Here is a 22,636-nt window from a genome sequence, read left to right as displayed (position 1 = left end):
GGGTCAATGCCGGACATGGCGCCGCCCAAGCCGGACGTCAGCTTTGGGGACCGGCGAGTTTGATGCCCGGGTTGAGGCGCAAAGCGGACGTCACTTGCAGAACTATACGCTCCCGCGGCTACTCCTCCTTCCGATGGCTGGCAGGTTCAGTCCCTGAAAAACTAGCCAAGGTCGGTAGGGCCACTAGCCACCCACCCGCCACCGAGGAACCCGGCCGAGATGATTTGGTGCGCCGGTCTCAGCAACGCTACTTCTGTGGGTTTGCGATGCGTGGGGCCGGTATAGGCACGGCGGCGATCAGTTCACGCGTGTAGGCTTCGCGCGGTGATGACAGCACCGCGCGGCGTGCGCCAGCCTCGACGATGCGGCCGGCGCGCATGACGGCGACGTTGTGGCTCATGCGCTCGACCACGGCCATGTCGTGTGAGATGAACAGATAGGAGAGCCCGAGCGTCTCCTGCAGCTCAAGCATCAGGTCGAGCACGCGCGCCCGGACCGACACGTCGAGGGCCGCAACGCTTTCGTCGGCGACAATCAGCTTCGGCTCGAGTGCCAGCGCTCGGGCGATGCAGATGCGCTGGCGCTGGCCGCCGGAAAATTCATGCGGATAGCGCGTGGCATGATCGGCGGCGAGGCCGACGTGCTTCAGAAGCGAGGCCACACGCTCGTTGCGGTCGCCCTTGGCACCAATGCCATGGATGACGAGCGGTTCTGCGATGGCAGCGCCCACTGTCATGCGCGGGTCGAGCGAGGCGTAGGGATCCTGAAAGATCATCTGCGCGGCGCGGCGCACCGGCCGCATCGCGGCGGCGGAAAGGCCCTGGATGGCCGTGCCGCCGATGGTCACTGCACCCGTGAAAGGCACCAGGCCGAGCACGGCCTTGCCTGTGGTGGATTTGCCGGAACCGCTTTCACCGACGAGGCCGAGCGTCTGTCCCGGCATGATGTCGAAAGAGACGTCCTGCACCGCCGGCGCCTCGGCGGCGCGGCGACGAAAAAGGCTGGCGGAAGCGCCGTAATCGACGACGAGGTTCTTGACCGACAGCACCGGCGCGGCGCCCTCTGGCGCGGCTGGTCGGATGGTGGCGGTGACCCTCGGCGGCGCGTCGGTCGCGGCGTGCGCGCCGAGGCGCGGCACGGCGGCGAGCAGCTCGCGCGTGTACTCGGCTTGCGGCCGCTCGAAGATGTCGAGCACCGGGCCTGCCTCGACAATGCGGCCGTCACGCATCACGGCCACCCGGTCGGCCATCTCGGCGACGACGCCCATGTCGTGGGTAATCAGGATGATGGCGGTGCCGAATTCCCGCTTCAACTCGCGCATCAGTTTCAGGATCTGCGCCTGCACGGTCACGTCGAGCGCCGTCGTCGGCTCGTCGGCCAGCAGCACTTTCGGCCGGCAGGACAGCGCCATGGCGATCATGACGCGCTGGCGCATGCCGCCGGAGAGCTCGTGCGGATATTGCTTCATGCGCCGCGCCGGGTCGTTGATCTGGACGACGTCGAGCATGGCACGGGCGCGGCTTTCGATGCTGGCGCCTTCCGCGCCCTGATGGGTGCGGATCGCCTCGGTCAGCTGCGCGCCGATCGAGTGTACCGGATTGAGCGAGGTCATCGGCTCCTGGAAGATCATGGCGATCTCGCCGCCACGCACATCGCGCATGGCGCGCTCGGACAGGAGCGGCAGGCTCTGGCGATCGAGCCTGATGTCGCCGCCGGCGATGCGCAGCGAGGTGCGCGGCAACAGCCGCATGATCGAAAGCGCCGTCACCGACTTGCCCGAACCGGACTCACCGGCGATGCACAATGTCTCGCCCGGCGCCAAGGCAAAGCTGATGCCGTCGATGACGCGCCTCGCCCCTTCAGGCGTCAGCGCGTCCACCGACAATTTGTCGACGGTCAGGACGGCATCCTGCTTTGGCCCGGAAGCATCCGCCATCAATTGAAGACGATTCTTGGGAAGTAGAACGAGACGACCCAGTTCGGCATGTCAACGATCTCGCTGATGCGCAGGTCGCCGCAAACCGAGCAGAGCATGTAGGCGTCGACCGGCTTCAGCCCATGCTCCGCGGCAAGCAGGTCGACCATGCGCATGACGCTTTCGCGCGCCGCGGTCATCAGGTCCGGCCCGATGCCGGTGGTGGCCTCGTAGCCGGCCGCGTCGAGATGGCGGGTCACCGGTCCCGGCGTGGTGAAGCGCGGACTTTGGAGCCGCGCGTCCTTTACCAGCTCGATCGTCGCCTCGACATCCATACGGCTCTCGATGGCGGTGCCGCAGACCTCGCCGTCGCCTTGAGCGGCATGGGTGTCGCCGATCGAAAACAGCGCGCCCACGACCTCGACCGGCAGATAGAGCGTGGTGCCAGCCGAAAGGTCGCGGATGTCGAGATTGCCGCCGACACGGCGCGGCGGCACGACCGAGTGCAGGCCGGGTTCGGCAGGCGCCACGCCGATCGTGCCGGCGAAGGGTTTTAGCGGTACGCGGCCACCAGGGCCAAAGAGTGCCGGCGTCATCGCGGCGGCGTCATATTTCCAGATGTGCAGCGCCGGCTCCTCGAACTGGTCGGCGAGCAGGCCGAAGCCTGGAATGTTGGCGGTCCAGCCGAGGCCCGACGGTTCGAAATGGCGCAGCGTGATCTTCAGCGCATCGCCGGGCTTGGCGCCCTCGACATAGACCGGTCCGGTCACCGGATTGACCTTGCCGAAATCCATCGTCTTGACGTCCGCGACCGTGGAGCTGGCGTTGAACTGCCCGCCTGAGGAATCGAGACATTCGAAATGGATTGTCGAGCCGGGCCTTGCCGTCAGCGCCGGCTCGAAGTCGCGGTTCCAGCCGAAATGATGACTGGCGCGATGGATGGTGTAATCGCACTTCACGCACATGGTTTTTTCTCGTTGTCTTGGGCAAGCCGCCCTCCCGTGCAGGCGGCATCATGGGACGGTCCCGGCGGTGAGCTGGATGCCTGCCGCCGGGAGATGAGAAGAGCCTATTTGTTCGCGTAGATCGCTTCGTAATCGATGACGCGGGTGGGATCGATGTAGATCTCGTCCGGGCCGCCCATGCGCTTGGACTTGGCCACCACGCGGCGTTCGTTGAAGACCGGGATCCAGGGTGCTTCATTGGTCTGGATGTCGGTGAAGATCTGCGCCCAGGCCTTGTTGCGCTCCTCGGCCTTGGCCGGTACCGGCATGGCGTCAGCGGCCTGGCCGCGGGCGTCGATGTCCTTGTTGCAGTACCACGACCAGTTCCAGCCGCCGGCAACAGCGCTGCCGCAGCCCAGGATCGGCCCGTAGAAGTCGGACGGATCCGGGAAGTCGGCGATCCAGCCGAGGCCGCCGGACCAGACCATCGGCGCCTGCCCCTGCGTGCCGCCGGCGGCGATCACGTTCGGGTTCGCCACCGCCTTGATCTCGGCCTTGACGCCGATCGCCGCCAAATCCTGCTGGATCGCCTGGGTGATGCGTGGCTGCGGATCGGTGTTGGAGGTGTAGATCTGCGTCGAGAAGCCGTCCTTCAACCCGGCTTCGGCAAGCAGCGCCTTCGCCTTTTCGGGGTCGTAGGCATAGCCCTTGTAGTTCTGGTCATAGCCCGGCATCAGCGGCGGCAGCACCTGGCTGGCCGGCGTGGCGCGGCCGTTGATGATGCGCACGATGCGGTCCTTGTTGATGGCCATGTTGACGGCCTGCCGCACCTTGGCGTTGTCGAACGGCTTCACCTGCGTGTTCAAGGTGACATAGCTGGTCTCGAGCTGCTGGCGGTCGACGATCATGCCCTCGAACTCGGCCGACTTCTTCATCTCCAGATATTTCGCCGGCGGGATGCCGTCGCCGGCGATATCGACCTCGCCCTTCTGCAGGCGCAGCAGCGCCACCAGCGGCTCCTGGCCGACTTCGACGGTGAAGCTGTCGACATGCGGCCGGTCCTTGACGAAATAGTCGGGGTTCTTCTGGAAGACGAGGCGCTGGCCGATCGTCCATTCCTTCAGCGTGAAGGCGCCGGAGCCGACCGGGTGTTTGCCGAAATCGCCATTGGCGGCTTCCACGGCCTCCTTCGGCACGACGGAAGCGAAGTTCAGCGCCAGGACGTTGAGGAAGGTGGCGTCGGGCTGCGACAGGGTGAACTTGACCGTGTGGTCGTCGACCGCGGTAATGCCTTCCATCGTGTCGGCGGTGCCGGCGGTCATCTTGTCGGCGCCGACGATCGAGTGGAAGAAGCCGGCGCCGGGGCCTTGCGTCTTCGGGTTGACGGCGCGCTCGATCGACCACTTCACGTCCGCCGCCGTCACCTCGCGGCCGTTGGTGAACTTGACGCCCGGATGCAGTTTGAAAGTGTAGATCTTGCCGTCGTCGGAGACGTCGTAGCTGTCGGCAAGCGCCGGCCCGAGCTCCGTCGTGCCGGGCTTGTAGTCGACGAGGCGCGAGAACAGCGCGTTGATCATCGACCAGTTCTGCCAGTCGTAACCGACGGCCGGGTCAAGCGTGGCGATGTCGTCCTTATAGGTGACGATGATGTCGCCGCCGTTGGTCGGCGTGTCAGCGAAGGCAAGCTTGGCCGGCACCAGGGCGGAGGTGGCGAGCAAGGCCGCCAGGCCCATCCTTTTGGCGAATTTGTTCATTGAGTTCACTCCTCTGTTGGTTTTGTTGGTTATTGGCTGCGGATGCGCGGGTCGACGAAGGGCGCGATGAAGTCGGCGAGCAGATTGCCGAGCACTATGGCCAGCGCCGAAACCAGGGTGACGCCCATGATGATGGGCACGTCGACCTGCTGGATGGCCTGCCAGGCGAGCTGGCCGATACCGGGCCAGCCATAGACGGCCTCGACCACCACCACGCCGCTCATGAACTGGCCGATGTCGATGCCGACCATGGCGATGATCGGCAACAGCGCGTTGGGCAGCGCATGGCTGAGCACGACACGGCGGCCGCTGAGACCCTTGGCATGGGCGGTGCGCACATAATCCTGGCGCAGCACCTCGATCATGGCCGAGCGCACCATGCGCGCGTACCATCCGGCGCCGAGCACGCCGAGCGTGAGGGCCGGCAGCACCACATGCCGCGCGGTGCCGAAGCCGGACATCGGGAACCAGCCGAGCGTGGCGGCAAAGACGTATAAAAGCAGCAGCGCCACGACGAATTGCGGCGACGAGACGCCGACGAAGGACAGCATCATGATCGAACGGTCGACGAAGCCACCGCGCCAGACCGCCGCGATGATGCCGAAGGTCAAACCAAGCGCCACCTCGACGACGATGCCGGCGGCCATGAGCACGAGCGTCGCCGGCAAGCGCGCCAGGATCAGCGGCAGCACTTCGGTCTTCTGCGTGTAGGAGCGGCCGAGGTCGCCATGCAGCAAAGAGCCGACATAGTGCAGGAACTGCATGATCAAAGGCTGGTCGAGGCCGAGCTCATGACGGATCGCGGCCACCATCTGCGGCGTAGCTGAGCGGCCGGCGATCAGCACGGCGGGGTCGGCCGGCAGGTAGTAGAGCAGAAGGAAGGTGATGGCGGCGACGCCGAGCAGGATCAGCACGGCCTGGACAAGACGGCGGGCGAGGAAGACGGCCATCGTTACAGCCTCCCGCGCTGCGTCGGGTCGAGGATGTCGCGCAAGGCGTCGCCGATCAAATTGAACGACAAGGCGGTGGCGAGGATGATCGCGCCGGGGATGAACACCAGCCAGGGCGCATCCTGGAAATAGCTCTGGCTCTCGAAGATGATGTTGCCCCAGGAGGGTTGTGGCGGCTGCACGCCGATGCCGAGAAAGGACAAGGTCGCCTCGAGCAGCACCGTGGTGGCGATGCCGAGCGTGCCCCAGACGATCGCTGTCGGCATCAGATGCGGCAGGATGTGCAGGAAGATGATGCGGCCATTGCCGGCGCCGAGCGAACGTTCGGCGACGATGAAGTCGCGCTCCACCAGGCCGCGCGTTTCTGTGTAGACGATGCGGGCGACCTGCACCCAGTTGACCAGCGCGATGACCATGGCGACGATCCACAGGCTGGGCTTGAGCAACGCCGCGAGCGCGATGGCGAGCAGCAACGCCGGGAATGCCATCATCAGGTCGGTGAAGCGCATCAGCAAATTGCCGACGGTGCCGCGCAGATAGCCGGCGAGCAGCCCGACGAGAAGGCCGATCGCGACGGCGACGCCATTGGCGACGAGACCGATGATCAGCGACGTGCGGGCGCCGAACAGAACGCGCGAGAAGAGGTCGCGTCCAAGCGTGTCGGTACCGAACAAATGCTCGCCGCTGGGTGGCAGCGGTGCGCCTTCGAGCGACAGGCCGTCGGTGAGCTGGTTGTCCGGCGAGAAGTGCACGATCCAGGGCGCGAAGATCGCCGCCAGCAAAACGATGACGACCACGATCAGCCCGAACAGGGCGGAAGGCCGTCTGACAAGTTCGCGCAAAACCCGCATGCGGCGCCTACATCGCCCGCGGCACGGGCTCATGCCCGGCGACGATGGCCGCGGCGACATGCTCGACGGTGAGTCGGCGCTGCATGGCGAGGCGACACAGGATGCGATAGGCGCCGTCCTCATCCGTACCCTGCGCGGCCATGATCGAGCGCATAGCGTCATGGACGATCGGCCTGAGCCGCAAGCGCTCCTCCAGGCCGGCAATGCGCGCCCGCACAGCGGTACGCTCGTGATGGGCATGTGTGGCAAGCACCAGCGCCGGATAGACCGAGGAGGCGACGACCGGCTTTGCCATGATCGCGCCGGCGCCCTTGGCCAGCGCCCAGGCGATGCGGCCCGGCGCTTCGGAGCCGAGGAGTGCCACCACCGGAACCGGTGCATCGTCGCCATTCCATGGCAACAGATCGTCCCACCCCTGATCGGCATCGACCAGGACGATATCGGCCGGCGTCTCGGCAAGATCGAGCGGCTTCCACTGCACCAGAACGGTGACGCCGAGACGTTCAAGCTGCCGCTTCAGGCGCTCGATGTTGTCGTCGGCGCGATGCAGGATCGCGGCGCGCCAGGAAACGAAATTGGGCGTGCGCGTCATTGCACCACCCTCAGATGCGGGGCGTGCTGGATGGGCAGCGTGCCGACGAGATAAGGGTCGGCGGCGATGGCGCCATGCGAGGCGATGATGTCGAAGCCGGAGCGCTCGTTGATGCGGCCCAGATGGAAGGGCAAGGCGGCGTGGTTGGTGCGCGGATCGATGGCCAGCGTGCCGAGCACAGTCTGCCGCGGCCGGGCATGCAGGAAGCCGCGCACGCTGGCAGGGTCGTCGCGGTCGGCCTCCGACACCGCCTCGGCGCAAAGTTTCACGGCGGCGTAGGCGCCGGCAAAGAAGCTGGAGACGCGACGCTCGGCGCCGAAGCGGGCGGCGACGCGTTGCTTGAAGCCGCGGTTCTCGAACGACGCCAGGCTTTCGAAATAGGAAGCCGTCGAGAGCTGGCCGATAGCCACGCCCGGCTCGATCTCGCCGAGCTCGCATTCGGTCAGGTCGCAGCTCAGCACCGGGCAGTGCTCCGGCGCGAAGGCGGGATCGTGCGCGGCGAGCTGCTTGACGGCGGCAAGGAAGGCATAGCTCGAAGGGCCGATCATGTTGTTCAGGATGAAGTCCGGCCGGTGGCGCTCCAGGTCGGCGATGAGCAGGCCGACATCGGTCTCCTCGATCGGCAGGCAGCGCTCGCCCACCACCTCGCCGCCGGCGCGCATGAGAAGCTCGCGCGCCAGCCGGTTCATCTCCCAGCCCCAGACATAGTTGGCGCCGGCGAGATAGACGCGCTTGCCGTGGCGCGGCAGCATATAGTCGAACAGCGGGATCAGATGCTGGTTGGGACAGGCGCCGGTGTAGATGACGTTCTCGTTGGCCTCGAAACCTTCATAGGGGCAGATGTACCAGAGCAGCCCGTCATATTTCTCGACCAGCGGGATGACATCCTTGCGCGACAGCGAGGTGATGGTGCCGATCACATTGCGGCAGCCCTCGTCGCGCAGCATCGAACGGATCAGATCGAGGTAGCGCTCCGGCTGCCCGGCCGGATCGCCGAACACCGGCTCAATGCGCACGGGGCTGCCGGCCTTCTCCAGTTCCTCGATGGCGAATTCGGCGCCGGCGCGGCAGTCGCGCCCGATCGCCCCGTAGGGACCGGTGGTCGAATAAAGAATACCGACCCTGAACGTCTTCACCCGGACCTCAAAAAACAAAGGCCCCACACGCACCCCATGCTCGATGAGACGCGGCGGGGCCATGCTGCCCTTGTCCGGCCTTGCCGGACGCGATGTGTTACGCGGAAAAATGTGCGCTTGCGAAATAGAACACGAGCAGGCGCACACTTGTCAACGGCGACTTGCTCGAATGGAATAGCTTGGAGGTTAGCTCATTAGACGGTCGGCTCGAGATGGAGCATGCAGGTCAGTCCACAGTCTGCATTTCGGCCGGGCTCCTGAAGGCTGCCGGTTAGAATGCGAGCCGATCGACTGCCTTCAAATCCGGCAAGGGGAAATGCCCGATCCTGGCGTAATCACGACCTCCAAGTGGTCGCAAGCATGTCCGCTTTCGTGAAGCGGCGAGGCTGACCTCTACGACCGAGATGAGGCGCGAAGCAGTCGTTCGAGATGGGTGGCCAGGAAAGGACTCTGTGGCGCGAATCCAGCTAATTCGTTGGGCATTTGCGTTTAGAGGATGCCACCGAAATCGTCGGGTCCGCTGCCGGGGAGACAGCGGACTCAAACTAGGGCCAGGAGGGGCAACGCCCTTTATGATCCCTATGCGGGGATCATGGGTACACCACCGGACTGTTACAAACGTTCCGTCGGCTGAAAGATATATCCCGGGCTGAGGGTGGCAAACTCGCCGCTCAGCGGCGGACGAAAATTCTATAATGAATTCAATTTTTTAGCCATAAATCCGATGGTACCGTTGGCTGGGATCGAACCAGCGACCTCCGGATCCACAATCCGGCGCTCTAACCATCTGAGCTACAACGGCACGTTCACCGAGCCGGACCACGTGGAAAGCGCGCTTTCCGTGATCCGCTCCGTCGTTCGGCGATGCGTCCTTACGGGCTAATGGATTTTAATTCAAGACTTTTGCTAGGCAAAGGTCGCTTGCCCACAAACAGCATCGACTTTTCGCCGGACAAAGAAAAAGGCCGGCGGGAGGAGGTGCCGGCCTTTTCCTGTTACGAGCCAGCGGGAGGAGGTGCTGGCTGGTCACCCCGGGAGCAGAGGGAGGAGGTTCCACTCGCCGGGTATTCCTTGATGGCTACCATCATACGCCTGATCGTTTTTAAGAAAATGCGACCTTTTGTTGCATCTTCAGATCATGCGCAAATGTTAGGCAACCTTGATTTCCTTCATCGCCTTCTCGAAGGCGGTCTTGATCGGCTTGGAGACATCCTCGGCCGCCTTGGAGGCGACGGTCTGGAAGTCCTTGGCCTGCTCGACGGTCATTTCGACGCGCTTGCGCAGGAAGGCGGTCTGCAGCTCGACGACTTCCGACAGCGACTTGGCGCCGATCAGGGCCTCGAGGTGTGAGAAACCGGCCTCGGCATTGGCACGGAGAGCAGAAATGGTCTTGAGCGACAGGTCGCTGGAAACGGTCTTGGCGGTCTCGTAGGTCGACTCCAGAGCCTTCTGGGTCTCCTCGGCGCCGGTCTTCAGCTTAGCGTAGGCTTCCTTCGACTGCTCAACGCCCTTTTCGGCGAAAGCGCGCATCTGGTCGGTAGCCTTGGAAGCGTCGAAGCTCGGGAATTCAACGTTTTCGATCGTGTCGGCAGTTTTGGTCCTGGACATTTTCCATCCTTTTCAGCGTCAGCGGCTTTGACAGAAAGCCGTCTCGTTCATGTATGATGGCAATATAAAGGCAAATTTTGTGCATTGCAATATCTTTGTTGCAGTGCACCATAATTTTCTTCGGGCCGTTAACCAAGAGGCCAGATTCCAGCCTTTGCACGTTCTGGCTTGTGGACCTTCGCGCCGCCGGCTTTTATTAACAAAGCGTTAACCGCAATTTGCCGCTCCGTGAGGGTTCGCCAAGCGCATGCCGTCCGAATATTCCTTCCTCGACGTCGCCGTGCTCGAAGCAGTCCGCCAGCGCTTTGCCGCCGGCGACGCGATCGCGATTCTTTCGACGGATCTGGAGCAGGTGATCTGGGCCAATGGGCCAGGAGCCGCGGTGTTCGGCTACCCCGACATCGAGGCGATCATCGGCGCCTCCGCGCAACTGCCGTTGATCGCCAGACGCCAGATCATGGCGACCAGCGGATTTCCCGAGATCAGCGGCGACCGCGCCATCACGGTGCGGCTGGCAACGGGCATGACGAGCCGTGCCGTCGGCTTCCTGGCCAGTGCCGTGACCATGCCGGACGCCGAAAAGGCGATCATGCTGACCATGCCGGCGGCGCAGACGGGCTCGCGCAGCGCCGGCGAAATCGCCGCTCGCGCCATCGGCGGCTTTACCGAAGACGGCCATTTCATTGCCTTTGTCGATGCCAGCGGAAACGTCGAGGCCGCCTCGGAAGGATTTTCGGCACTGGGCATCTTGCCGGAGACGCTGGCGGCGCTGGTTGCCGACGTCGCGGATGAGGGCGACCGCATCGTCAAGCGCCTCGTTCCCGGCGGTGCGACCTCCTATCCGGCAGGGCTGGCAAGATTGACCGAGGAACGGCATCTGCTGGTGGTGATCGACGAGGACCAACTCGACGACACGTCCGCTGCCGACGACAGTGTCGCGGACACGCAAGCGCCAGCCCAGGTTGAAACCGCGGCTGCGGTAAGCGCGATTGCCCAGTCGGAACCGGACCAGGACAACAGACCGGCAATCGACATCGAACACCCGGCCGTGGACGAACCGAGCGTTCCGGAAGCCGCCGAGATCATTCCGCCAGCGCCTGAGAATGCCGATCCAGCGGGGCAGCCTGCGGAGGCGGCGGATAACGACCCGGGAACTGCCGCCGCTACGGCAGCGCAGCACGATCACTGGTACTTCAATGCCGGTGAGGAAGACAGGCAACGGGCCGGCCGGGCCGCTGCAGCCGAGCCGGTTGAGCCCCCTGCCGCCGTCGCGGAGGGTGCGGCGGAAATCCCGACGCGGCACGACACCAAGGCCACCGCCCCTGTCGAACGGCCGGTCGTGCGGTCGATCGACCGCACGGCGGCGCCACTGCGCTTCGTCTGGCGCACCGATGCCGATGGCAAGTTCAGCACGCTGTCTCCGGAATTCGCCGACATTGTCGGCAAGCCGGCCGCCGATGTGATCGGGCGGCGCTTCAGGGATGTGGCGGCCACTTTCGGCCTCGATCCCTCCGGCGAGATCGCCGGCTTGCTGGAACGCCGCGATACCTGGTCCGGCCGCTCCGTGCTGTGGCCGGTCGCCGGATCCGACCTGAAGCTCCCTGTCGACCTCGCGGCGCTGCCTGTCTATGGCCGCAGCCGTGCTTTTGAAGGCTTCCGTGGCTTCGGTGTTGCCCGGGCCAGTGACGCGGTCGTCGATCCGGAAGCCATCGGCATGGCGCTGGTGCCCAACGGCAAGGCCCCGGAGACGCCGGAGCCGCAAGCCGTGGAACCCGTGCCTGAACAGCCCAAGGCTGAAGCGCCGAAAGCCCAGGAGCCGAAGGTCGAGGAGCCGAAGGCATCGGACCCGTTCCAGGGCGAGGTGCCGGCGCTGACCATCGTGCCGAAACCGGAGCGACGCTTTGCCGACAAGGTGATCCGGCTGGCCGAACATCGCCAGCCAGCCAACGATAAGGGCCTGTCGACGCTGGAGCGAAGCGCGTTCCGTGAGATCGGCGAAAGGCTGAAGAAGGACAGTTCCCCGGTCGAGCCGCCGGAGGCCGAGAAGCCCAGCCTGGACAATCCCAGGGAACGGACCGCCGAGACACATGCCGAGGCTGCGGCAGTCGGCGAGATTCCGTCAACAGCGGATGTGGCCTCGCACGAAGGGCCGACGCTGGCCGGCGAAATCCCGGCGGCGGAGCCGGAGACGATGCGGGCCGAGACGGATGTCGATGCCGAGGACGAAGCGGATCTGGCGCGGCTTGACGGCGGTCACCCGGACGAAGCGGGTCATGAGGCACCCTCCGACACCCTGCCGGGTTCGTTGCTCGACTATGCCGACCGTGATGATGAACGCGGTCCTGTCGCGGACAACAGCGACGGGGCCCCGGTCTCCGAACCGGTGGCGGCGCAACCAGAGATCACCGAGCCCGTCGCCACCGGCAAAGGGCCGGTTGTAGCCGATGCGACACATGACGCTGTTGATGACGACAGCATGACATCGGCGGATTTTCGCGATGCCGAGGATAGTGAAGATTGGGTACAGCCCAACGAGGAAGCCGCTGCCTCTAACGAACAGGCGTCCGCGTCCGTCGCGGAAACAGCCGGCGCAAGCGGCGACGCGGCACGCATCGCGCGCCCACGCCTCAATGTGCCGCCGCTCAAGGTCGAAGGTTTCGTGCCGTCGGCCTTTTCCGCCGGAGATGAGCACAAGGCTCCTGATACCTCGCTTCTGAGCAAACTGCCCGTGCCGCTGCTCATCCATTCCGGCGACCAGTTGCACTATGCGAACGAGGAATTCCTCAACCTGACCGGCTATGAGGCGCTCGACGACCTGGCGGATGCCGGCGGCCTCGGCGCGCTCTTTGCCGACCCCTATGCCCACGATGGGACCTCCGACGGCACCGATCGCGCCTTGCGACTGAAGACGCGCGATCGGCAGGAATTCCCGATCGAGGCTATCCTGCGCTCCGTCCCCTGGCGTGACGGCAAGGCATTGATGCTGGTCGTGCGCCGCACCGGCGAAGATGACGCGCCGGCGGCCCTGCATGTGGTTGGCGACGAGCAGACGCAGCCCGACATTCCCGAGCTCAAGGCACGCATCGCCGAGATGCGCACCATCATCGACACCGCCACCGACGGGGTCGTGCTGATCGGCCGTGACGGCACCATCCGCTCGATCAGCCGGCCGGCCGAAGCGCTGTTCGGTTTCGACAGTGACGAAGTGACCGGCAAACCGTTCGCCTCGCTGTTTGCGATAGAAAGCCAGCGTGCGGCGCGCGATTATCTCAACGGACTGTCCGAGCCCGGCGTGGCGAGCGTCATGAATGACGGCCGCGAGGTGATCGGGCGCGAGGCGCAGGGCCGCTTCATCCCACTGTTCATGACCATCGGCCGGCTGCCCAACGACAGCGGCTTCTGTGCAGTCGTGCGTGACATCACGCAGTGGAAGCGGGCCGAAGAGGACCTGACCCAGGCACGCGCGGTGGCCGAGCGTGCGTCCTCGCAAAAGACCGATTTCCTCGCCCGCATCAGCCACGAGATCCGCACGCCGCTCAACGCCATCATCGGCTTTTCCGAACTGATGGTCGACGAGAAGTTCGGACCGGTCGCCAATGACCGCTACCGCGACTATCTGCGCGACATTAATCGCTCGGGCAACCATGTGCTCGACCTCGTCAACGACCTGCTCGACATCTCGAAGATAGAGGCCGGCCAGCAGGAGATGGCCTACGAGGCCGTGTCGCTCAACGACACGCTGGCCGAGACGGTGGCGATGATGCAGCCGCAGGCCAACCGCGAGCGCGTCATCATCCGCTCCAGCTTCGCTTCGCGGCTGCCCGAAGTGGTGGCCGACCTGCGCAGCGTGCGCCAGATCGCGCTCAACATCCTGTCGAATGCCATTCGCTACACCCAGGCCGGCGGCCAGGTGATCGTCTCGACCGCCTATGAGACGTCAGGCGACGTCGTCATGCGGGTGCGCGACACCGGCATCGGCATGAGCCACGCCGAGATCGAGCAGGCACTGAAGCCGTTCAAGCAGATCAACGCGTTGAAGCGCGGACGTGGCGACGGCACGGGGCTTGGACTCCCGCTGACCAAGGCGATGGTGGAAGCCAACCGCGCCCGGTTCACCATCAACTCGACACCGGGTGAAGGCACCCTGGTCGAGGTCGCGTTTCCGTCGACCCGCGTGCTCGCCGAATAAGCAATTCCGGAAAACAGACCGACCTACAGCGCAGCGTGTCCGATCAGATTCAGGCGATGCGCTTTCGGTCTTTATCCTTGTGCATGTCGTTCTCCCAAACCGGGAGCACTTTTGGGCGGCATGCAGCAGCAAAAGAAAAGGCGCCCAAGAGGACGCCTTAAGAGATGGGATTGCTGTCACAACGGGGCTTGAGCGAATTCAGATCCTCCGGGGGCAGAGGAACGGGATTTCTCCCTCAAGTTACGTGCGACTATCGACGCCGGGCCTTAACAACTCCTTACCGGCGCCGCCGAAAATTTACGAATGTGTACCACTCATGAAATCTAGGTAAATTCTCGCGACATATTTGGTTAACCATGCCTGCCCGGTCACTCGGCCAGCTGCGGCAGGTTCCTGAACAGCTCCAGCGCCTCGGGGTTGGCGAGCGCCTCCTTGTTCTTGATGGCGCGGCCATGCACCACGTCGCGCACGGCGAGCTCAGTGATCTTGCCTGACTTGGTGCGTGGGATGTCGGTGACAGCGACGATCTTGGCTGGCACGTGACGCGGGCTCGCCCCGCTGCGGATCTTGGAGCGGATGCGTTTTTCCAGATCGTCATCCAGTTCGACGCCGGCCGCGAGCCGCACGAACAGCACGACGCGCACGTCGTTGTCGAAATCCTGGCCGATGCACAGAGCTTCCAGAATCTCCGGCATCTGTTCGACCTGGTTGTAGATCTCCGCCGTGCCGATACGCACGCCGCCCGGGTTGAGCGTGGCGTCGGAGCGGCCATGGATGATCATGCCGCCATGCACGGTCCATTCGGCGAAATCGCCATGGCACCAGACATTGTCGAAACGCTCGAAATAGGCGGCCTGGTATTTCTTGCCCTCGGGATCGTTCCAGAAGCCGATCGGCATAGATGGAAACGCCCTGGTGCAGACCAGCTCGCCCTTCTCCTGGCGGATCGGCTTGCCGTCGTCGTCCCAGACATCGACGGCAAGGCCAAGGCCAGGTCCCTGGATCTCGCCGGTCCACACCGGCTGTGTCGGCACGCCGAGCACGAAGCAGGAGACGATGTCGGTGCCGCCGGAGACCGACGCCAGATGGACGTCCTTGCTGATGCCGTCATAGACGAAGCGGAAATCCTCCGGTGACAGCGGCGACCCGGTGGAGGAAATCGCCCGCACGCTCGACAGATCATGCGTGCGGATCGGCTTGAGACCGGCCTTGCGCACGGAATCGATAAACTTGGCCGAGGTGCCGAAAAAGGTCATCTTCTCGGCATCGGCGAAGTCGAACAGCACATTGCCGTTGGGGTAGAAGGGTGAGCCGTCATAGAGCAGCAGCGTCGCGCCCGAGGCGAGCCCCGACACCAGCCAGTTCCACATCATCCAGCCGCAGGTGGTGAAGTAGAAGAAGCGGTCGCCGTCGGTGAGACCGGCATGCAGCCGATGTTCCTTGACATGCTGGATCAGCGTGCCGCCGGCCGAATGGACGATGCATTTGGGAATGCCGGTCGTTCCCGACGAGAACAGGATGTAGAGCGGATGCGCGAACGGCAGCCGCTCGAAGGTGACGGGCTTGACGGCGAAGGGCGAAAGCGCCTCTTCCAGCGCCACGGCCTTGTCGATGACATCAGCGACATCGCTCGAGGTGCCGAGATAGTCGACGACCAGAACCTTGCGCACCGTGCCAAGCTTGGCCGCAACCGCGGCGATCTTGTCGGCGACCTCGATCGCCTTGCCATTGTACCAGTAGCCATCGGGCGCGATGAAGACCACCGGCTCGATCTGGCCAAAGCGGTCGAGCACGCCCTGCTCGCCGAAATCGGGAGAGCAGGACGACCAGACGGCGCCGATCGAGGCGGCAGCCAGCATGGCGGCGACGGTCTCCGGCATATTGGGCATCATCGCTGCGATGCGATCGCCCTTCTTCACCTTGAGCGACAGGAAAAGCTGCTGCAGCTGTGACGTCAGCGCCTGCAACTCGTTCCACGACAGTCGGCGCTCGACCTTGTCTTCGCCGCGAAACACGATTGCCTCACCAGCGCCGGTCTTCTTCAGCAGATTCTCGGCGAAATTCAGCGTCGCGTCGGGGAAGAACGAGGCACCAGGCATCCTGTCACCGTCGACGAGCACGCGCTCGCCCCCATTGGTCCCCTTGTCGCCGACGATACCGCCGAAGTCCCAGACCAGGTTCCAGAACCCTTCGCGGTCCTCGACCGACCAGCGGTGGAGCTCCGAATACGAAGAAAACGCTACGCCGGCTTTCACTGCCGCAGCCTTTGTGAAAGCGGTCAAGGGTGCTGCATCAATCTGGTCTTGCGTCGGGGTCCAGAGCGGTACTTCGGCAGCCATGATCGTTCCTCCACGGTCGCCACCGCTTATGCATATCGCAGCGCAGCAGAGCAAGATTTTGTTCGGTCAGTGAGACCAGATGTGCGCAAATGCCATCGCCGGGCCATAAAGACTTGAAATGCCTCAGCCCTAAGTCGTAGTGACGACTGGGGTTACACCCGTCAGGCGATTTTTGTCGGAATGGAAACATACGGGGCGATATGCCATCAACTTTGATCCGGCGCGGAATATGGGCGATCGGCGCTGCCGTGCTCGTCATCGCGCTGGTCGTTGCCGCCCTGCCGCTGATCGCCTCCACCCGAATCGTGCGTGACCGCATTGCCTGGGAAATGAGTGCGTGGAGCGGCTTCCGGGTCGCCATCGACGGCTCGCCGCGCATCGAGGTCTGGCCGAAATTCCGCGCGATCCTGACCGATGTGACGCTTTCGCAATGGACCGACACCGAGGCGCCGCCGGTGGTCGAGGCCGAGCGGGTCGAGGTTGACCTTTCCGCCATGGCGGCCTTGCGCGGCGACGTGGAGTTTTCGACGGCGCGGCTGGTGCGGCCGACGATCCGGGTTGAGCGAACGCCGGCCGGCTTTTTCCTGCCCGCCGTCCCGACCGGCGGGCGCATCACGCGTTCCATCGACACGGCGCGCGGCGTGGTCAATGCCGACCCCGCCAAGCCCGACCTCGACAAGCTGCCGGCCGACACGTTCGGCACGGTGGAGTTCCGCGACGGCCGCATGGTGGCGTCCATCGCCGGCAAGGATGTCGAGATCCTTAGCAGCCTGTCCGGCCAGGCGAATTGGGCGGCGATGAACAGCAATGCGACGCTGTCGGCAACTGGGATCTGGCGCGGCGAAAGCGTCGCGCTGGACGTCGCCTCGCCGAAACCGCTTGTGCTGTTTGCCGGCGGTACGGCACCGCTGACGCTGTCCTTCAAGGCGGCGCCCGCGACCTTCTCGTTCGACGGCACGGCCAGCATGTCCGAAAACGCTTACTTCGACGGTCAGGCGAAATTCTCGGCACCTTCGCTACGGCGTGTCCTGGAGTGGTCGCAGGCCGGCATTGCGCCGAGTGCTGCGATCGGTTCGGTCAGCATTTCGAGCAAGATCACCGCGACGGCAGGGCGAGTCAAATTCGACAACACCGCGATCGCGCTGGACAACAATCCGGGAATGGGCGCGCTGGATCTCTCGTTGGGCGAGGCGCAACCGGTGATCTCCGGGACGCTCGCCTTCGACACGCTCGACCTCAGATCGTTTCTGTCGGCCTTCACGCCGCTGGCGCCGACCGGAGGGGCGGAACCCGGCGACATCGACACAAGTTTCGCCGACAAGGTCAACCTCGATCTCAGGCTGTCGGCAGCGCACGCTACGGCGGGGCCTATCCAACTCGCCGACGTCGCCGCCACCGCCCAGGTCAAGGATGGTCTTTCCGTCTTCGATATCTCCGATGCCTCGGCCTTTGGCGGCAACATCCAGAGCAGCCTTCGCTTCGACCGCAAACCGGAAGGCTCGCAGGTCGAGATTAAGCTGCTGGCGTCCGACATCGATGGCGGCGCCTTCGGCACGGCGGCTGGGATGACCCGGCTGGTGCCGGTCGCCACCGGAACGGTCTCGGTGATCCTCAAGGGACCAGGCAGAACCTGGGACTCCATCTTCGACAATGCCGACGGCTCGGTCTCCGCGACGTTCGGACCGGGTGTGTTGAGCAAGCTCAACCTGCCCGCCTTCCTCAAGCATACCGAACAAGGCGGCTTCTTCGCGCTCGACGACGTCTCCGACGGAACATTGCCGATCGACGGTGCCGAGATCAAGGCCAGCATCACGAAGGGCGTGGCGCGGATCGACAAGGCCGAAGCCAATTCGGCGAAGTACAAGCTCTGGCTGTCCGGGATCGCGTCCTACACCGGACGAGGACTGGCCTTGTCCGGCGGTATCATTCAGCCGGACCAGGCGGCAACGCAGGCCAACGGCCAGCAAGGCCCCATCCAGTCATCCTTCTTCGTCGGAGGAACGTGGAGCACGCCGTTCATTTCCCCGATCAGCCGCGGCGTTTCTGGCGAATAGACCTTACCGCCGGTTTGTCCTGAAGCAATTCCCTATGGAAAGCGCTACGCGCTTTTCCCGGAATTGCCTCAGCCGCGTTCTGCGGCCCGCTCGTCGAGTTGGCGCTGCACCTCACGCCGCTTGTTGGCGACCGAGGCGATGATGACGCCGACCGCGACAACGGCGATCAGGATCGTGCAAGCGGCGTTGATCTCCGGCGTCACGCCGAGACGCACCTGGCTGTAGATCTTCATTGGCAGCGTTGTTGCTCCAGGCCCGGAGGTGAAGCTGGCGATGACCAGATCGTCGAGCGAAAGCGTAAAGGCCAGCATCCAGCCGGACACGATCGCCGGCATGATGACCGGGAGCGTGATCTGGAAGAAGGTCTTCACCGGCGTTGCGCCAAGATCCATCGCAGCTTCTTCCAGCGAGCGGTCGAAGCTGACCAGGCGCGACTGCACGACGACGGCGACGAAGCACATGGTGAGCGTGATGTGGGCGAGCGTGACGGTCAGGAAACCGCGGTCGAGACCGACGGCGACAAACAGCAGCAACAGCGACAGGCCGGTGATGACTTCCGGCATGACCAGCGGCGCAAAGACCATGCCTGAAAACAGCAACCTGCCCCTGAAGCGCGTGTAGCGGGTCAAGGTGAGCGCCGCCAGCGTGCCGAGCACGGTCGCCACCGTGGCCGAAATGACGCCGACGCGCGCTGTGACCCAGGTGGCGTCCATCAGGCCCTGGTTGTGGAACAGCGAAACGTACCATTTGGTCGAGAAACCGCCCCAGACGGTTACCAGTTTCGACTCGTTGAAGGAGAAGACGATGAGCAGGACGATCGGCAGGTACAGGAAGGCAAAGCCCAGCACGATCGAGGTGACGTTGAATCGGCTCCAGGTGGTGTTCATTTGTCCTGCTCCTGGGCGCGCGCCTGGGCCTGCTGGAAGAACATGATCGGCACGGTCAAGAGCAGCAGAAGGATGACGGCCACGGCCGACGAGACCGGCCAGTCACGATTGGCGAAGAACTCGTTCCACAGCGTCTTGCCGATCATCAGCGTCTGCGATCCACCGAGCAAATCGGGAATGACGAACTCGCCAACGGCGGGGATGAACACCAGCAGACAGCCGGCGATGACACCGGGCAGCGACAGCGGGAAGGTGATCTTCCAGAACGCGCTGGTCGGCGGGCAACCAAGATCCTTTGCGGCCTCGATCAGCGAATAATCCATCTTTTCGAGCGACGAATAGAGCGGCAGCACCATGAACGGCAGGTAGGAATAGACGATACCGATGAAGATCGCCGTATAGGTGTTGAGGATGATCAAGGGCTGGCTGATGATGCCTGTGGCCAGCAGCAGCTGGTTGAGCAGCCCCTCCGGCTTGAGGATGCCGATCCAGGCATAGACGCGGATCAGGAACGAGGTCCAGAACGGCAGGATCACCAGCATCAGCAATGTCGGGCGGATCGTTGCCGGCGCGCGTGCCATGCCATAGGCGATCGGGTAGCCGACAATCAACGTCAGGACCGTCGAGATCGCGGCGATGATGACGCTTGTCACATAAGCGTTGAAATAGAGGGCATCCTGCGTCAGCCAGACGTAGTTGTCGAAGCTGAGCGCGCCAAAGCCGGCGAAGAACCCGGAGATGCCGCCCTTGAAGTCGAGCACCGGCGTGTAGGGCGGCATGGCGATCGCCGTCTGCGACAGCGAAATCTTGAAGACAATGATGAAGGGAACGAGGAAGAAAAAAAGCAGCCAGACATAGGGGACGATGATGACCAGGCGGCCGACGAAAGCCGCTCCCAGCCTGGCCAGGATGGACTTGTCGGCATTGGTTGCCGGGGCTGATGAGGCGGTGGTGGCGGCGTTCGACATGACCGCCCCCTACCGCGTCAGCACGACGCCGGCGTCGGGCCGGAAAGAAACCCAGGCGCGGTCGTTCCAGCTCAGCGGATCCTCGGTGATGCGGGCGGCATTCATGGTGCTGGCCCGCACCATCTGCCCGTCATCCAGCCTGACGTGAAAAACGGTCATGTCGCCGAGATAGGCAATGTCATAGACTTCGCCTTCAAGTGCATTCACCGCATCGGCAGGCTTCTTAGACGAAATCTTGATCTTTTCCGGCCTGATGGCGAACACGATATCGGCGCCTGCAGCCGTCTTGGCGGCGTTGTCGACGACGATCTGGGCTCCGCTCGAACCCGCGATGCGTGTCGTGTTTGCGGTCTGCTCGGCGACCTTGCCCTCGAACATGTTCACGTTGCCGACGAAATGGGCGACAAAGCGCGATGTCGGCGCTTCATAGACTTCGGCCGGCGTCGCCACCTGCATCACCTCGCCCTTGTCGATGATGGCGATGCGATCGGCCATGGTCATCGCTTCTTCCTGGTCGTGGGTGACGACGACGAAGGTCAGGCCGAGATTCTGCTGCAGGTCCATCAGTTCGAACTGTGTTTCCTCGCGCAGCTTCTTGTCCAGCGCGCCGAGCGGCTCGTCGAGCAACAGCACCTTCGGCCGCTTGGCGACCGAGCGGGCGAGCGCGACGCGCTGGCGCTGGCCACCGGATAATTGATGCGGCTTGCGCTTCGCGAACTGTTCGAGCTTGACCAGCTTCAGCATCTCGGCCACGCGTGACGCGATCTCGGGCTTCGGCATGCCGTCCTGCTTGAGGCCGAAGGCGATGTTGTTCTCGACCGTCATATGCGGAAACAGCGCATAGGACTGGAACATCATGTTGACCGGCCGGCGATAGGGCGGAATGCCGCGCAGATCCTGGCCGTCGAGCAGGATGCGGCCAGCTGTCGGCTCCTCGAATCCGGCGAGCATCCTGAGCAGCGTCGACTTTCCGCAGCCCGACGCACCGAGCAGGGCGAAGAACTCGCGCTCGAAGATGGTCAGCGACAGATTGTTGACGGCGGTGAAGTCACCGAACTTCTTGGTGACATTGTCGAACTGGATGTATGGCTTGGCGTTCGGGTCGTTCCACGGCGCAAAATCCCTGCGGATGCTGCCAAGCGATTTCATATCCCACTCCGTCCTGTTTCTTGCTTCTTGCCCCAGAAAGAATCGGTCCCGGCAGGTGGCTGCCGGGACCGTCTCGGATTGCTTATTGGCCGGTGACGATCTTGGTCCAGCTGCGTGTGATCAGACGCTGGGTCTTGGGATCGTAAGGCTGAACCGTATAGAGCTTCTGCAAGGTCGCCGCGTCGGGATAGACTGACGGGTCGTTGAGAAGCGCCTTGTCGACGAACTGCTGCGACGCCTTGTTGCCGTTGGCGTAGAGCACATAGTTCGACGATTTGGCGATCACTTCCGGCGTCATCATGTAGTTGATGAATTCGAGCGCCTCGGCGACATGCGGCGCATCTGCAGGGATCGCCATCTGATCGAACCACATCTGAGCGCCTTCCTTCGGCACGGAATAGCCGATTTCCACGCCTTGCTTGGCCTCGACCGCGCGGTTGCGGGCCTGGAACACGTCACCAGACCAGCCTACGGCCAGGCAGATGTCGCCATTGGCGAGTGCGTTGATGTACTCCGAGGAGTGGAATTTTCTGATGTAAGGCCGGACCTTGAGCAGGGCCTCCTCGGCCTTGGCGATATCGTCAGGCGAGGTGCTGTTGGGGTCGAGACCGAGATATTTCAGCGCCGCCGGGATGATGTCGGCCGGTGAATCCAGCACATAGACGCCGCAGTCCTTCAACTTGGCCAGACTGTCCGGATTAAAGAACACATCCCAGCTGTCGATCTTGTCGGTGCCGAGTGCCGCCTGCACTTTCTTGATATTGTAGCCGAGACCAACCGTGCCCCACATATAGTTGACCGAGTATTCATTGCCGGGGTCGTATTTGGCGGTTCGCTCCGAAACCGTGTCCCACATGTTGGAAATGTTCGGCAGTTTCGACTTGTCGAGCTTCTGGAACACGCCGGCCTGGATCTGGCGCGCGAGGAAGTTGCCGCTGGGCACGACCACGTCATAGCCGCTGCCGCCGGCAAGCAGCTTGGTTTCCAGGATTTCGTTGGAATCGAAGGTGTCATAGACGACCTTGATGCCGGTTTTCTTGGTGAAATCATCGATGATCGAACTGTCGATATAATCCGACCAGTTGAAGACGTTGACGACGCGGTCTTCGGCATGGCCGCCGACGGTGAAAAGCGTCAGAAATACCGAGGTCGCCGAAAGCCAGAGCGCTTTGCGGATCATGCTATTCTCCTTTGATGAGTGTTCCTTCGCCGGCTCGTCGCGGACCCCGCGCGGCCGGGCATTTGTTTCAGACTATTGAGCTTTCCAGGAAGCAACAAGCGCCAACTGCCGACAGCATGC

Annotated in this window: 15 protein-coding genes and 1 tRNA gene; 2 read left to right on the top strand and 14 right to left on the bottom strand. The window is 63.6% G+C overall.

The genetic code is table 11. The annotated features are described in order from the left end of the window. Positions 1-247: 247 nt before the first annotated feature. From AC1DZP_RS13980 to AC1DZP_RS13940, 9 genes are all read right to left on the bottom strand, one after another. A complete protein-coding gene (locus tag AC1DZP_RS13980) occupies positions 248-1,936 on the bottom strand; it encodes an ABC transporter ATP-binding protein (RefSeq protein ID WP_477303095.1) in 1,689 nt (562 codons plus the stop codon). Further along, positions 1,936-2,880, bottom strand: coding sequence for an acetamidase/formamidase family protein (locus AC1DZP_RS13975; RefSeq protein ID WP_477303093.1), 945 nt, complete (start codon positions 2,878-2,880; stop codon positions 1,936-1,938). Before AC1DZP_RS13975 ends, AC1DZP_RS13980 begins: the two co-directional genes overlap by 1 nt. 104 nt (positions 2,881-2,984) lie before the next feature. After that, positions 2,985-4,613 carry an ABC transporter substrate-binding protein gene (locus AC1DZP_RS13970; protein WP_477303091.1) on the bottom strand — a complete coding sequence of 543 codons (1,629 nt, stop codon included), beginning with the start codon at positions 4,611-4,613 and terminating at the stop codon, positions 2,985-2,987. A gap of 29 nt (positions 4,614-4,642) precedes the next feature. Further along, positions 4,643-5,563, bottom strand: coding sequence for an ABC transporter permease (locus AC1DZP_RS13965; RefSeq protein WP_095088311.1), 921 nt, complete (start codon positions 5,561-5,563; stop codon positions 4,643-4,645). 2 nt (positions 5,564-5,565) lie between these two features. Next, on the bottom strand, positions 5,566-6,414 hold the full coding sequence (locus tag AC1DZP_RS13960) for an ABC transporter permease (RefSeq protein ID WP_457152773.1): 849 nt from the start codon (positions 6,412-6,414) through the stop codon (positions 5,566-5,568). A 7-nt stretch (positions 6,415-6,421) separates the two neighbouring features. Beyond that, entirely contained in the window at positions 6,422-7,006 is a 585-nt protein-coding gene (locus tag AC1DZP_RS13955; protein WP_477228923.1) for an ANTAR domain-containing response regulator, read from the bottom strand. Then, entirely contained in the window at positions 7,003-8,142 is a 1,140-nt protein-coding gene (locus tag AC1DZP_RS13950) for a transporter substrate-binding protein (protein ID WP_457152775.1), read from the bottom strand. Before AC1DZP_RS13950 ends, AC1DZP_RS13955 begins: the two co-directional genes overlap by 4 nt. A gap of 725 nt (positions 8,143-8,867) precedes the next feature. Continuing rightward, positions 8,868-8,944: transfer RNA gene (locus AC1DZP_RS13945), tRNA-His, on the bottom strand. 347 nt (positions 8,945-9,291) lie between these two features. Next, a complete protein-coding gene (locus tag AC1DZP_RS13940; RefSeq protein ID WP_095088547.1) occupies positions 9,292-9,750 on the bottom strand; it encodes a phasin in 459 nt (152 codons plus the stop codon). A gap of 247 nt (positions 9,751-9,997) precedes the next feature. On the opposite strand from AC1DZP_RS13940, the gene AC1DZP_RS13935 reads away from it, so the two are divergent. After that, on the top strand, positions 9,998-13,939 hold the full coding sequence (locus AC1DZP_RS13935) for a PAS domain S-box protein (RefSeq protein WP_477303089.1): 3,942 nt from the start codon (positions 9,998-10,000) through the stop codon (positions 13,937-13,939). 368 nt (positions 13,940-14,307) lie between these two features. Here the strand turns inward: AC1DZP_RS13935 and AC1DZP_RS13930 are convergent, their stop codons facing one another. Next, a complete protein-coding gene (locus AC1DZP_RS13930) occupies positions 14,308-16,278 on the bottom strand; it encodes an acetoacetate--CoA ligase (RefSeq protein ID WP_477303087.1) in 1,971 nt (656 codons plus the stop codon). 200 nt (positions 16,279-16,478) lie between these two features. On the opposite strand from AC1DZP_RS13930, the gene AC1DZP_RS13925 reads away from it, so the two are divergent. Then, complete coding sequence (locus AC1DZP_RS13925) at positions 16,479-18,332, top strand: AsmA family protein (protein WP_477225443.1); 1,854 nt, start codon at positions 16,479-16,481, stop codon at positions 18,330-18,332. Positions 18,333-18,400: 68 nt separating this feature from the next. On the opposite strand, the gene AC1DZP_RS13920 is transcribed toward AC1DZP_RS13925, so the two are convergent. The 4 genes from AC1DZP_RS13920 to AC1DZP_RS13905 form a co-directional block, all read right to left on the bottom strand. Further along, positions 18,401-19,219, bottom strand: coding sequence for an ABC transporter permease (locus tag AC1DZP_RS13920; RefSeq protein WP_477303085.1), 819 nt, complete (start codon positions 19,217-19,219; stop codon positions 18,401-18,403). After that, a complete protein-coding gene (locus AC1DZP_RS13915; protein WP_477303083.1) occupies positions 19,216-20,187 on the bottom strand; it encodes an ABC transporter permease subunit in 972 nt (323 codons plus the stop codon). Before AC1DZP_RS13915 ends, AC1DZP_RS13920 begins: the two co-directional genes overlap by 4 nt. Before the next feature lie 9 nt (positions 20,188-20,196). Continuing rightward, positions 20,197-21,336 (bottom strand): ABC transporter ATP-binding protein, encoded by a 1,140-nt coding sequence (locus AC1DZP_RS13910; protein ID WP_095088558.1) that lies wholly within the window; start codon positions 21,334-21,336, stop codon positions 20,197-20,199. 82 nt (positions 21,337-21,418) lie between these two features. Further along, complete coding sequence (locus AC1DZP_RS13905; protein ID WP_477303081.1) at positions 21,419-22,516, bottom strand: polyamine ABC transporter substrate-binding protein; 1,098 nt, start codon at positions 22,514-22,516, stop codon at positions 21,419-21,421. Positions 22,517-22,636 lie beyond the last annotated feature (120 nt).

This window comes from Mesorhizobium sp. P2_F8, assembly GCF_056403655.1.
The sequence above is the reverse complement of the archived record's forward strand: the minus strand, read 5'-3'. Positions and strand labels throughout refer to the sequence as shown.

Excerpts from the sequence above, each read along its gene's own strand:
- AC1DZP_RS13935 (WP_477303089.1), top strand. The coding sequence starts at position 9,998 with ATGCCGTCCGAATATTCCTTCCTCGACGTCGCCGTGCTCGAAGCAGTC.
- AC1DZP_RS13980 (WP_477303095.1), bottom strand. The coding sequence starts at position 1,936 with ATGGCGGATGCTTCCGGGCCAAAGCAGGATGCCGTCCTGACCGTCGAC.
- AC1DZP_RS13920 (WP_477303085.1), bottom strand. The coding sequence starts at position 19,219 with ATGAACACCACCTGGAGCCGATTCAACGTCACCTCGATCGTGCTGGGC.
- AC1DZP_RS13940 (WP_095088547.1), bottom strand. The coding sequence starts at position 9,750 with ATGTCCAGGACCAAAACTGCCGACACGATCGAAAACGTTGAATTCCCG.
- AC1DZP_RS13925 (WP_477225443.1), top strand. The coding sequence starts at position 16,479 with ATGCCATCAACTTTGATCCGGCGCGGAATATGGGCGATCGGCGCTGCC.
- AC1DZP_RS13910 (WP_095088558.1), bottom strand. The coding sequence starts at position 21,336 with ATGAAATCGCTTGGCAGCATCCGCAGGGATTTTGCGCCGTGGAACGAC.
- AC1DZP_RS13955 (WP_477228923.1), bottom strand. The coding sequence starts at position 7,006 with ATGACGCGCACGCCCAATTTCGTTTCCTGGCGCGCCGCGATCCTGCAT.
- AC1DZP_RS13975 (WP_477303093.1), bottom strand. The coding sequence starts at position 2,880 with ATGTGCGTGAAGTGCGATTACACCATCCATCGCGCCAGTCATCATTTC.
- AC1DZP_RS13930 (WP_477303087.1), bottom strand. The coding sequence starts at position 16,278 with ATGGCTGCCGAAGTACCGCTCTGGACCCCGACGCAAGACCAGATTGAT.
- AC1DZP_RS13905 (WP_477303081.1), bottom strand. The coding sequence starts at position 22,516 with ATGATCCGCAAAGCGCTCTGGCTTTCGGCGACCTCGGTATTTCTGACG.
- AC1DZP_RS13960 (WP_457152773.1), bottom strand. The coding sequence starts at position 6,414 with ATGCGGGTTTTGCGCGAACTTGTCAGACGGCCTTCCGCCCTGTTCGGG.
- AC1DZP_RS13970 (WP_477303091.1), bottom strand. The coding sequence starts at position 4,613 with ATGAACAAATTCGCCAAAAGGATGGGCCTGGCGGCCTTGCTCGCCACC.
- AC1DZP_RS13915 (WP_477303083.1), bottom strand. The coding sequence starts at position 20,187 with ATGTCGAACGCCGCCACCACCGCCTCATCAGCCCCGGCAACCAATGCC.
- AC1DZP_RS13965 (WP_095088311.1), bottom strand. The coding sequence starts at position 5,563 with ATGGCCGTCTTCCTCGCCCGCCGTCTTGTCCAGGCCGTGCTGATCCTG.